The following is an 11,179-nucleotide window of genomic DNA, read 5'->3' as shown; positions in this document are numbered from 1 at the left end:
ACGATATAGTCGACCTCTTCAAAGATGCGGCGGACCTCCGAGGCCACGGCCCGGCGGGTCTCGCCATCGGGGCCATAGATCTCCGCCAGCAGCGTCGCCAGAACCGGCGGTCCGGGCGGGGTTTCGGCCACCTTGATCACCGTGCCTTCGGGCATGGGGATGGCGCTCAGAAGCTCACGCGCTTCCAGCGCGATGTCATGGCTCTGGCGCTTGCGATGGTGACGCGAGGCCAGATTGACCTGCAGATCGCCCTGCTCGGGATTGGTGCGGAAGAAGTAATGGCGCACCAGGCCGTTGAAGTTGAACGGCGCTGACGTTCCGGCATAGGCCTGGATCGACATCACCTCTTCGACGCCGGAGAGCACATCTGCGGCTTCAAACAGGACGCGTTCGGTGTCCTCAAGGCTGGACCCTTCAGGCAGGTCCACGATCACCTGGAATTCGGACTTGTTGTCGAACGGCAGCAGTTTCACCGTCACCAGACCCGCCGGGATCATCATCATGATGACCAGCGTCATGACGCCCGCGCCGATCAGGAAGGTCCAGGCGCGCGCCCGGCTTTTCACCACCCAGCCCGCAATTGACCGGTAGGCGCGACCGAGACGGGTCTCGCTGTCCTCGGCGCCATGGGCGTGCTCGCCGGCATTGCCAGCGATCTTCACCATCAGCCAGGGCGTGATCAGCATGGCGACGAAGAAGGAGAAGATCATCGCCGCCGAGGCGTTGATCGGGATCGGCGCCATGTAGGGCCCCATCAGGCCCGACACGAACAGCATGGGCAGCAACGCCGCCACGACGGTCAGCGTCGCGACGATGGTGGGATTGCCCACCTCGGCGACGGCCTGAACGGCGGCGTCGATCTTGTTGCGGCCATCCTTCATCGCCCAGTGACGGGCGATGTTCTCGATCACCACGATAGCGTCATCCACCAGAATGCCGATGGAGAAGATCAGCGCGAACAGGCTGACCCGGTTGATGGTGAAGCCCAGCGTGTTGGACGCGAACAGCGTCAGAAGGATGGTGGTCGGGATGACCACCAGCACGACGATGGATTCCCGCCAGCCCACCATCAGCGCGATCAGCACCACGATGGAGACTGTGGCGAGCCCGAGATGGAAGAACAGCTCATTGGCCTTCTCCGCCGCCGTCTCCCCGTAATTGCGGGTGATATCGACGCTCACCCCGTCCGGGATCAGCGTGCCGCGCAGGGTCTCGACCGTTTCCAGCACATGCTCTGCCACCACGACCGCATTGGCGCCGGGGCGCTTGGCGAGCGCGAGGGTCACCGCCGGCGCGCGAGTCCAGTCCCCGGTCGCGCCATGGCCGTCTTCCGCATGAGCGTCGCCCTCACGGCTGAGGGACCAGACGCGGTGATCGGAGGGTTGAGCTCCGATCACCACGTCCGCCACATCGCGGACATAGACGGGGCGTCCGTCGCGCGTTGTGAGCAGTAACAGACCAATCGAGGCGGGATCACGCAGGGTTTCGCCCACAAGGGTTTGCGCCACCGCGCCGTTCTGAAACACCGGCCGCACGGGGAAGGCGGAATTGGCCGCCGCGATCTTGCCCGCCAGCTGTTGCAGGGTGACGCCATAGAGCGCCAGCCGTTCGGGATCGGGCTCGATGCGCACCTGATCAGCGCGACCGCCGACAATGAAGCTGAGCCCCGACCCGTCCACCGAGGTCAGCCGCGATTGCAGCTCTTCGGCCAAAGTCAGCAAGGATGCGTCCGTCCAGCGTTCGCCGAAGCCCGGCTCTGGGCTCAGCGTCAAGGTCAGGATCGGCACGTCATTGATGCCGCGCGCCACGATCAGGGGTTCGGGCACGCCCAGCGGCAGCTGGTCGTAATGGCCGCGAATTTCCTCATGCACGCGCAGGACGGCGATGTCCTCGGGCACGCCCACCTTGAAGCGGGCGGTGACCAGAACCTGGTCATCCATCGTGTTGGAATAGGTGTGCTCCACCTCGGAAATGCCCGAGATGATCGCTTCCAGCGGCTCGGTGATCAGCTCGACAGCGTCCGCGGCGGCCAGACCGTCCGCGCGCACCATGATGTCGATCATCGGCACCGAGATCTGCGGCTCCTCCTCGCGCGGGATGGTCAGGAGCGCAATCAGCCCCAGCCCAAGCGCCGCCAGCAGGAAGAGCGGGGTCAGCGGCGAACGGATGAAGCCCTTCGCCAGATTGCCGGACAGTCCCAGTTTCATGGCTGCACCAGCAGATCGCCCGGTTGCAGACCGGAGAGGATTTCAACCTGTTGCGCGCCGTCGTCGCCCACGCGCACCCCGCCGCGCTGGACCACCACGTCATGAGGGTTGCCGTCGGCGTCCAGCACGCTGACATAATCAAGCCCGTAGCGGGTCTCGATCAGCGCGGAGGGAATGAGGATGCCCGGACGGGCGTCGGTATAGATCAGGACGCGCACCCGCTCGCCCACGAAGAAATCGCCCAGGCCCTCCACGACAGCATCGGCCGTGACGCGGCCCGCCTCGATGCGCGGATAGACCTGTCGGATCGTGCCGGTGTTGGCGAGCCCGTCCGCGGTCATCGCCCCGCCTGCAAGCGCGATGGGGTCGCCCTCGGCGATAAAGCGGGCATGGCGCTCGGGCACGGACAGGCGCAGCACGTAAAGATCGGTGGCGATCTCGGCGATCTGCTCGCCCGGCATCACCACACTGCCCGCCGTCACCGGCACGGACAGGACGACGCCCGTGGCCGGGGCCAGCACATCGCCCTCGCGTGAGCGCTGCACGGTCACGGCGCGTTGCTGACGCGCGGAGGCGACCTGGTTCTCATAGACCTCAACCTGGGTGCGCGCCGCCTCGAGGCGCGCCTCGGCCACAAGGCCCCGCTCATACAGGCGCTCATCGCGCGAGAGGTCGGCGCGAGCCTGTTCGAGCTGGGCGGTCACGGCGGCCAGCTGCGAGTTGAGCGAGCCGATCTGCGGCGCCAGCTGGTCATCCACGACCACCGCCAGAACCTCGCCCGCTTCAACGCGGTCGCCCTCATCCACGCGCAATTCGCCGATCGTGCCCGACAGGCGCGCCCGCGCCATGGTCACATCCACGCTCTGCACCGTGGCGAACACGGCCTTCTGGTCGGTGATCGAGGTCTGTTGAACCTCATAGGCGTCAGATTGCGCCCAGCCAGCAGCCGGGCCCAACACCAGCGCGAGCGATGCCAGCACCATCGAACGGATCATGCACGTCCTCCTTGTGCGCGCTCGGCGGGACTCAATCCCGGCGCACTTGTCACTTATCAAAATAGATAAGTGTTGGAGGCTTGTCACCCGCCCGCGCTGCTCTGCCGCACTTCGCAGGCGCCTATCGGACAGGCTCGGGCCTATATGGCGGCGAGCAAGCACGTGTCAAATGTGACAGAGGTGTACTGGTTCAGGCCATTGCTGGCGTAATTGTCAGTCGCCGAGAAAGACGGCCGCCAGACCAGATCCTCACCGCTGAGCGTGCTTGTAAGGCTTTCACTGAGGGTCTGACCCACGCCGTTGGAGGTGAAGTCATAGGCCACCTCCGCCCCCGCGCCATTGCACGCCGACGCCGCAGCGCCGGTGAGATTGATGTCATGACAGCGGATATCCCCGCGCGCGGAATAGGCAAACAGCGCGGTCGCGCCATTGGCGTAGGTCACGCTCTGCCGGCGCGACTGGGCGTCATAGGCAATACTGGCGAGGCGCCGCTCCGCCGAAGCGCAGAATGGCTCATGGAGCTATCGGATCAAACCACCAGCTCAAATCCATGACTTGATCGTCCCTTGCGAAAACACAAAATACTCCGCGACGCCAACTTAGATCTCTAAACATCACAACTTCATTAGCCGATTCATTAATGTGATTGGCACAGCGCTCACTAGTCGTTTCACCGACTTCGATCAAACCTAATTCAGTGAGCTTGTTGCGAGCCGAATATAAAGATTCTCCTTCATTCACTAAAACGTATCCAGATGAGCTCGCCGTACCAATTGGGTCAAATACAAGAAGCCGATTTATAGGGTCGGAAAGAAACCAAATCATCGTCGCCGCAATCATCAGAACGACTAGAACCATAACTTTTTTCATAAGCTCACCTCATCAAACCCAAATCAATTTTCAGGCCGTCTGCGTATACGCGAACCAGTCACAGCTAATCTTTCGTATGCGCCATCTATAGCTCCTTGATTTACAGGAATATGATCAGCTTGTCCGTGTCCTGGAGCTCGGACTCCTCCTTCAGGCAGCGGCTGCCCTCCCTCCACTCCTGCAGCTGTCCTTGCGGCATTCGCAACAGCAATGGCTGCAGAATTGCTATTTCCTGCAGTTCTCCGAGTTATTGGACCCGTAACTGGCGCGTAGGATGTTGTACCTGGTCGATCAGGGGTTCCCAGGACCGCATTTACATGAGCGCCAGCAATCATGACTGCATCATCAGGCGCATCAATTAAAACAAAGTCCACACCCTCCGAACCACCATCCGCCAAGCTTAGCCAAGCGTCGCGATCATCTAAATCAGTTGGAGTGCCTGTCCCCGTGAGGCTGACGAGATTACCGGGATTGTAGATCTGTCCGCTCGGGCCGTATGAATAGCGGGCTGTCACTTCACCGCCTAGCTCATCTGCTACAACAACAAACATGTGACGGGCCCCTTGTTTATCCAGTGCCCCAATACCCAGCGGACGAGAAACAAGCCACCCTCTCCATCCCCGTCGGATCGGTCGCATTGATCGGATCATTGCCCACATAGGCGTAGAGGTTCATCTGGTCGGCGTAACCGATCGGGTCGGTCTGGAGGAAGCGGCCGAGCGCCGGATCGTAATAGCGCGCCTTGTAGTCTTCGGAGCCAGTCCAAAAGGGATGATTTGATCCGGTGGATCAAATCAAGGCGCAGAAGGCCACGGCAGTGGCATGAGCCCGTTCGGACGGGCCTTTCCTCGCTTCGCGCGGCCCACCCTCACCCGGATCGAGCTTTTGGCCCGTGAAGCGGCCCGATCGCGGACGCGATCAGACCTGAAATAGCGAAGCCGCCATCGCCCTCGCCCGCCTGGCCGAAGGGGGAATAGGTGTACGTATCGACCACCGCGCCCGTGCTGTCGCTGATGACAATCGTGTAGCCCAGACGGTTGGGATGCGCCCAGCGTTCGCGGTCGCCCGCGGGCAGACGTCACATCAATTTTCAAAAGGAGAAGGGGTGGTGGCGGGGGGGAGACTTGAACTCCCGACCTCACGATTATGAGTCGTGCGCTCTAACCAGCTGAGCTACCCAGCCAAACCGTGTGTCCGCAGCAGGGTGGGCTGCGAACCGGAGGGAGGCGTATAACCGCGCGCGGGCCGCCTTGCAAGGGGCCCGCGCTGATGCGGCGACACCAAAGTCAGTTACGCGGCGCGCACCGAAGCGAGGAACTCGCCGACCGCCTTGCGCAGACCCGAGGATTCGGTGTTGAGCGCGTGGCTGGCCGAGTTCACCTGGGCGGCGCACTGGCCGGTTTCCGCGGCGGCGGCGTCCACCTGGCCGATGGATTCGGCCACTTCCCGGGTGCCCGAGGCCGCTTCGTGGGCGGCGCGGGTGATTTCCGACGCGGCGGCGCGCTGTTCTTCCATGGCCGCGGCGATGGCGGCGGAGATGTTGTTCATCTCCGAGATGACCTCGCCGATATTCTCAATGGCCTCGACGGTCTTGCCCGTCGCGCCCTGAATGCCGGAGATCTGGTCGGAGATGGACTTGGTGGCGTTTGCGGTCTGCTCGGCCAGGGTCTTCACCTCGCTGGCCACGACCGCAAAGCCCTTGCCCGCCTCGCCGGCGCGCGCCGCCTCGATGGTGGCGTTCAGCGCCAGAAGGTTGGTCTGCTCGGCGATGCCCTCGATCAGGTTGACGATATCGCCGATACGGGCGGCGGCCTCATCAAGCTGGGCCACATCGGTATTGGTCTGCTGGACGCGGTTGGCGGCGTCCTGGGCGATCTCGGTGGAGCGGGAGATCTGCTGGGCGATCTCGGCGATCGAGCCCGTCATCTCCTCGGCGGCGGCGGCCACCGTGTCCACGTTCTCGGCGGCGCGGCCGCCCGAGGCGTTCACGCGGGCCGTAGTTTCACCGGCGCTGCGCGAGGAGTGATCCAGAGCCGTAGCCGCGCTTTCCATTTCCTCGGCGGCGTTGCCCACAGCATCAAGCGCGCGGCGGGAGACATCGTCGAACTGGGCGACCAGCTCCTCGATCCGCTTGGCGCGGGCTTCACGGGCGAGGCGCTCGGCTTCGCTTTCCTGCTCCAGACGCTGACGCTCGATGGCGTTCTGACGGAAGACCGCGACGGCCTTGGCCATCTCGCCGATCTCGTCCTTGTCATTATCCTCGATCTCCTGACCAAGATTGCCCTTGGCCAGATCCTTCATGGCGCGAGCGATGCGGGTCAGGCGGGTCAACAGGTTGCGGGAGACGTAGAAGTAACCCACAGCGCCACCCACAGCGACGGACAGGACCGCGAACACCCACATCAGGGTCGAGCCGAAGGCCATGGCGTTCAGGCCGCCCTGGCTGGCTTCCGCCTGATCGGCGAGCGCGGAATCGCGGGTCTGGGTGACGATCTCGGCGAGCGCTGCGTCCATGATGCGCGCGTCTTCGACGAGCATCTCGGTTTCGTCGATCATCTCAAGCTCGGTCAGGCGCAGGTTGAACATGCCCTGATCGCCTTCGGCATAGGCCAGAAGCGTGTCGATGGCGTCGCGCAGCTCCTGGGTCGCGACATCGCCCAGAATGGCCATGTTGATGCTCAGATCATCGGCCGCGTAATAGTATTCGTCCTGGATTTCAGAAACTTCGCCAGCGCTGTCAGCCGTGCTGAGCTCGGCGAAGCGCGCGGCGACAAGGTTCACGGCCATGGACGAGCGCAGAAGCGTTTCGATGACGCCTTCGTCGCTGGTTTCATCCAGCGCCGCTTCGAGCATTTCAGAGACGGCCGCGCGCTGACGCAGGACGCCGCGCATGGCAGACTCGCGTGCGGACACGGCTTCCAGCTTGGCGCTCACCGGGCCGGAGGCCTCGTTCACGGCGGAGCCGACGCCGTTGAGCGCTTCGGTCAGCGCATCGGCGTTGGCGGCGTTGAGGCCGGCCTGACGCAGGGAGTCGATGGCGGCGCGCGCCTCACCCATCAGCGTGTCGAGGCGCGAGGCGGACACCTGCTGGTCAATCGTGTCGCGCGAACGCGAAAACGCCGCCAGTTCGCCTGTCAGGGCGCCCGAGGCGGCTTCAAGTCTTTGGGCTGCGGCGGCGCGAGGCGCTGTTTCCTCGACAATGGCGTCCAGAGCGTTCCTTGAACTCGAGAATGCGAACAAGCCTGCGGCGCTGGTCGCCAGAGTAATCACGATCACGGCGGCGAATGCAGCCAGCAGGCGTGTCTGCACAGAGTGGAACGAGATCGCCATCAGTCAGCCCCAATTAAGGTTAATACTCTCACGCACAAAAAACGGCGCAGCCAATTTCTGACTGCGCCGTCTTGATAAAAGGTTTATCCGCCGAAGTTAAAATCGAAGCGGCGTTCAACACCCTGGGCGCCCGGGCCCGAGGCGTAGCGCCAATCTTCCAGCGCGCGCAGCACGGAGCGCTCGAACACGCCGGCCGGAGTGGCCTCGACAACTTCAACGTCAGACACGGCGCCGTCGGCGGTCACATTGTAACGCACCACGACATGGCCTTCGATTTCACGACGCTCGGCCGCACGCGGAAATTCCGGAGCGGACGCCTCAACCAGTTCCGGCTCCTGCGCCAGCGCCGGAGCGGCGCCGAAAGCGGAGATCAGAGACACGGCAGCGAAAACACCAGCAAACTTTTTCATAGTCACACCCAAACCTTGCAAGGGGGCCTGTTTCTGAGGCCCACAAACTTCCCAAAACGTCTACGTCAGAGCGTGTTGTCCGCCCTTTGAACGTTCGACAGTGCAGGTTTATGACAGAAAGGGCTGAATCTTCGTTTAAGGTGTATGCCTAACAGCGCGTAAATTTTCGCTCAGGTCTTCTGGTCCGCGCAGGGCCCGGTTTCGACCTCCACGGTGACGTGGGTGAGCTTGTAGCGCTCGGCCAGGCGGGACTTGATCGCCACGATGATCGCGGGCGCATCCGCCTCGGGCTCGATCCGGGCATGCAGCGTGGCCATGGGGCGGTCCGGCGTCAAGGACCAGACATGCACATGGTGGATGTCGAGCACATCCTCGATCTCCGCCGTCAGGTCCGCGCGCAGCACGCTGGGATCGATATGATCGGGCGCCGCCTCCAGCAACACCCGTCCCGCATCGCGCACCAGCCGCCAGGCCGATATGCCGATCAGCCCGGCAATCAGCAAGGACAGCAGCGGATCGATCGGCGTCCAGCCGGTCCACCAGATCACGCCTGCTGCGATAATGGCCGCAACAGACCCCAGAAGATCGCCCATCACATGAGCGAGCGCGCCGCGGATATTGAGATTGTCGGTGTCCGCGCCGTGCAGCACGCCAAAGGCGGCGATATTCACGATCAGCCCCAGCACCGCGATCACCATCATGCCGGTCGCCTCGATCTCGTTGGGATCAAACAGGCGCATCACCGCCTCGCAGGCGATCCAGACCACCAGGATGGACAGCGTCACCCCGTTGGCGAAAGCCGCGAGGATCTGCAAACGGTCATAGCCATAGGAGCGTTTGTCGGTCGCCGGGCGGCGCGACAGGCGGAACGCCCCCCAGGCCAGGATCAGCGCGGCGAAGTCAGTGAGCATGTGCGCCGCATCCGCCAGCAGCGCCAGCGACCCGGTCAGCAGCCCGCCGATCACCTCGGCCAGCATAAAGCCGCCCGTCAGCGCGGCTGCGATCAGCGTGCGCGTCTCGTTGCGCCCATCCACAGGATGAGCGTGAGAATGACCATGGCCGTGATGGTGATGGTCGTCCCCATGATCATGGTCATGGGCGTGATCGTGAGACGGGTGTGCGTGATTGTCAGACATGCCCCTCCCCTAGCGCTTCGCCCGGGACAAAGGAAGCCATGACATAACGTTACGCCTTGCCCGCGCCCTCCTCAGAGGCGAGGATCGCTCCCGGATGCGCTCCGGAGGGGAATCGAGATGAAGCAAAGCCTGGCGCTGACCGTGCTGTACGCGCTGTTGCTGCTGACAGCCTGCGCAAGCGTGCCGTTCTCCACGCTCGCCGCCTATTCCCGGCTTGAGGTCGAGGATATCGACTTCGCCACAGCGCGCCTAGCCGTGCACTATCCCGGCCTGACCGATCATCCCGGCGAGTGGAGCGTCACCACGACCCTGCGTCAGGATGGAGAGGTGCTGGAGGAGGCCCAATTCGACCTCGTGGCGGACCAAGGCCCGGTCGAGCGCCTGCCTTTCCTTGGTCTCGCACCGCAGGACCGGCCGATCATCCTGCGTTTGTCAGAGCGCGACGTCCAACGCGCCGAGGCGCTGCGCGACCGCATCAATAGAACCGAAGCCGGATCGCTCAGCTTCGTTTTTGAAACGCGGTTTCAGGCCGATCAGCTGTGCGGATCAGACGCCCGCGCCAATGTCTGGACGCGTCCCAATGGGGAAAGCGAGTATCGCCGCGCCGCGCGCAATGCGGATGTGGCGAGGCTGCTCGGGGACAGCCTCACCCAGGCCTGCGAGACCTGATCACACCGAAATGTGGATCGGGTGGCCCAGCGCCGTCAGCACGCCTTCCGCGAAGCCTTCGGTCAGGGTCGGGTGCACGTGAATGGTGCCCGCCACGTCTTCCAGGGTCGCGCCCATCTCCAGCGCCAGGGCGAACTCGCCCGACAATTCGGAGACGTGCTTGCCGACGGCGTGAATGCCGAGGATGACATGATCGCTCTCGCGCGCGGTCACGCGCACGAAACCGCCATCCGCGCCGCCTTCCATGGTCAGCGCACGGCCCGACGCCGCCAGCGGGAACTTGCCGGTAATGACCGTCTCGCCTTTCGCCTTGGCTTCATCCGGGGTCAGGCCGACGCCCACAAGCTCAGGCTCAGTGAAGCAGACCGCCGCGACGGAGACCGGATCATAGGCGCGCTTGTGGCCGGCGATGATCTCGGCGACCAACTCACCCTGCTTGGTGGCCTTGTGCGCCAGCAGCGGCTCGCCCACCAGATCGCCAATGGCGTAGACGCCGCGCATGGCGGTGCGGCACTGATGGTCGATCTTCACGAAGGGGCCGTCCATGTCGACGCCCATAGTCTCCAGGCCCCAGCCTTCGGTGACCGGCTTGCGGCCGACCGCAACGAGGATCTTGTCCGCCTCGATACGCTGGGTTTCACCCTTGGCGTCCTCGAACTCGAGGAAGGTCTGACCGCCCTCCTCGACCGCGCCCTTGGCCTTGCAGCCGGTGTGCAGCGCGACCTTGTTCTTCTTCAGCCACATCTGGACCGGGCGGATCAATTCCTTGTCATAGCTGGGCAGGATGGAATCGAGCGCTTCGACCACGGCGACGTCAGAGCCCATCTTGCGGAAGGCGATGCCGAGCTCGAGGCCGATATAGCCGCCGCCGACCACCACCAGCTTTTCCGGGCGCTCGGTCAGTTCCAGCGCCTCGGTCGAGCCGATGACATCGCCGCCGAACTTCATGAAGGGCAGCTCGGTTTCCTTCGAGCCCGTGGCGAGGATGACGTTCTCCGCCGTGATCTCAACGGTTTCGCCGTCCTCCATCTCAACCACACAGGTCTTGGCGTTCTTGAAGGTCGCCCAGCCGTTGATGGCCTCGACTTTCGCCGCCTTGAGCAGCTGACCCACGCCCTTGGTGAGTTTGGAGACGATGCCGTCTTTCCATTCGGTCACGCCCGCCATGTCGAGGGTCGGGTCAGACACTTTCAGGCCCATCTCGTCTTTCTGGGCGTGATGGACCATCTCCTCGAACTTGGAGCCGGCGTGGATGAAGGCCTTGGACGGGATGCAGCCCCGGTTCAGGCAGGTGCCGCCCAGGCCGTGCTTGTCCACGATGATGGTGTCCAGGCCCAGCTGGCCCGCACGAATGGCGGCGGGATAGCCGCCCGGGCCGCCGCCGACGACGAGAACCTGACACGTTTTAGACTGGGCCATGAGCAAAACTCCTGCGGGTCCGGTATAGATTGGCGTGATGTTTAGACGCTCGGCGTCCAACAAAAAAGGGGCAGGCTGAAACCTGCCCCATGCGCCAGTAAAGGTCCGTACAGATTAGCTCTTCTCGACATTGACCTTGGTGT

General features: G+C 63.5%; 9 protein-coding genes, 1 tRNA gene and 1 pseudogene. 1 reads left to right on the top strand and 10 read right to left on the bottom strand.

The features are described from left to right. From B2Z70_RS13810 to B2Z70_RS13775, 9 genes and pseudogenes are all read right to left on the bottom strand, one after another. Nucleotides 1-2,207 (bottom strand): efflux RND transporter permease subunit (locus tag B2Z70_RS13810; protein ID WP_292983998.1); only part of this gene is annotated, 2,207 nt, incomplete at its 3' end. After that, entirely contained in the window at nucleotides 2,204-3,202 is a 999-nt protein-coding gene (locus tag B2Z70_RS13805) for an efflux RND transporter periplasmic adaptor subunit (protein WP_292983996.1), read from the bottom strand. The genes B2Z70_RS13805 and B2Z70_RS13810, both read right to left, overlap by 4 nt. A gap of 140 nt (nucleotides 3,203-3,342) precedes the next feature. Continuing rightward, nucleotides 3,343-3,645 (bottom strand): hypothetical protein, encoded by a 303-nt coding sequence (locus tag B2Z70_RS13800; protein ID WP_292983994.1) that lies wholly within the window; start codon nucleotides 3,643-3,645, stop codon nucleotides 3,343-3,345. 70 nt (nucleotides 3,646-3,715) lie between these two features. Continuing rightward, complete coding sequence (locus B2Z70_RS13795; RefSeq protein WP_292983992.1) at nucleotides 3,716-4,072, bottom strand: hypothetical protein; 357 nt, start codon at nucleotides 4,070-4,072, stop codon at nucleotides 3,716-3,718. A gap of 615 nt (nucleotides 4,073-4,687) precedes the next feature. Next, nucleotides 4,688-4,825 (bottom strand): annotated as a pseudogene (locus tag B2Z70_RS15435) (RHS repeat-associated core domain-containing protein); the annotation flags it as partial. Between the two features lie 353 nt (nucleotides 4,826-5,178). Then, nucleotides 5,179-5,255 (bottom strand) — tRNA-Met (locus tag B2Z70_RS13790). 107 nt (nucleotides 5,256-5,362) lie between these two features. After that, nucleotides 5,363-7,402 carry a methyl-accepting chemotaxis protein gene (locus B2Z70_RS13785; RefSeq protein WP_292983990.1) on the bottom strand — a complete coding sequence of 680 codons (2,040 nt, stop codon included), beginning with the start codon at nucleotides 7,400-7,402 and terminating at the stop codon, nucleotides 5,363-5,365. A gap of 83 nt (nucleotides 7,403-7,485) precedes the next feature. Then, a complete protein-coding gene (locus tag B2Z70_RS13780) occupies nucleotides 7,486-7,812 on the bottom strand; it encodes a TonB family protein (protein WP_009801684.1) in 327 nt (108 codons plus the stop codon). Between the two features lie 170 nt (nucleotides 7,813-7,982). Beyond that, entirely contained in the window at nucleotides 7,983-8,948 is a 966-nt protein-coding gene (locus tag B2Z70_RS13775) for a cation diffusion facilitator family transporter (RefSeq protein ID WP_009801685.1), read from the bottom strand. Between the two features lie 117 nt (nucleotides 8,949-9,065). Between B2Z70_RS13775 and B2Z70_RS13770 the strand changes: the two genes are divergently transcribed. Further along, nucleotides 9,066-9,617: a hypothetical protein gene (locus tag B2Z70_RS13770; RefSeq protein WP_292983985.1), complete on the top strand. Its 552-nt coding sequence runs from the start codon at nucleotides 9,066-9,068 to the stop codon at nucleotides 9,615-9,617. Here the strand turns inward: B2Z70_RS13770 and lpdA are convergent, their stop codons facing one another. Next, a complete protein-coding gene (gene lpdA / locus B2Z70_RS13765) occupies nucleotides 9,618-11,036 on the bottom strand; it encodes a dihydrolipoyl dehydrogenase (protein ID WP_292983983.1) in 1,419 nt (472 codons plus the stop codon). Nucleotides 11,037-11,179: the final 143 nt, after the last annotated feature.

The organism is Oceanicaulis sp. UBA6590, from assembly GCF_002433705.1.
In the GTDB taxonomy this organism is placed as follows: Bacteria; Pseudomonadota; Alphaproteobacteria; order Caulobacterales; family Maricaulaceae; genus Oceanicaulis.
The sequence above is the reverse complement of the archived record's forward strand: the minus strand, read 5'-3'. Positions and strand labels throughout refer to the sequence as shown.

What these genes read in the sequence shown, in the direction of transcription:
- B2Z70_RS13805 (WP_292983996.1), bottom strand. Translation starts at nt 3,202, where the DNA reads ATGATCCGTTCGATGGTGCTGGCATCGCTCGCGCTGGTGTTGGGCCCG.
- B2Z70_RS13795 (WP_292983992.1), bottom strand. Translation starts at nt 4,072, where the DNA reads ATGAAAAAAGTTATGGTTCTAGTCGTTCTGATGATTGCGGCGACGATG.
- B2Z70_RS13785 (WP_292983990.1), bottom strand. Translation starts at nt 7,402, where the DNA reads ATGGCGATCTCGTTCCACTCTGTGCAGACACGCCTGCTGGCTGCATTC.
- B2Z70_RS13780 (WP_009801684.1), bottom strand. Translation starts at nt 7,812, where the DNA reads ATGAAAAAGTTTGCTGGTGTTTTCGCTGCCGTGTCTCTGATCTCCGCT.
- B2Z70_RS13775 (WP_009801685.1), bottom strand. Translation starts at nt 8,948, where the DNA reads ATGTCTGACAATCACGCACACCCGTCTCACGATCACGCCCATGACCAT.
- B2Z70_RS13770 (WP_292983985.1), top strand. Translation starts at nt 9,066, where the DNA reads ATGAAGCAAAGCCTGGCGCTGACCGTGCTGTACGCGCTGTTGCTGCTG.
- lpdA (WP_292983983.1), bottom strand. Translation starts at nt 11,036, where the DNA reads ATGGCCCAGTCTAAAACGTGTCAGGTTCTCGTCGTCGGCGGCGGCCCG.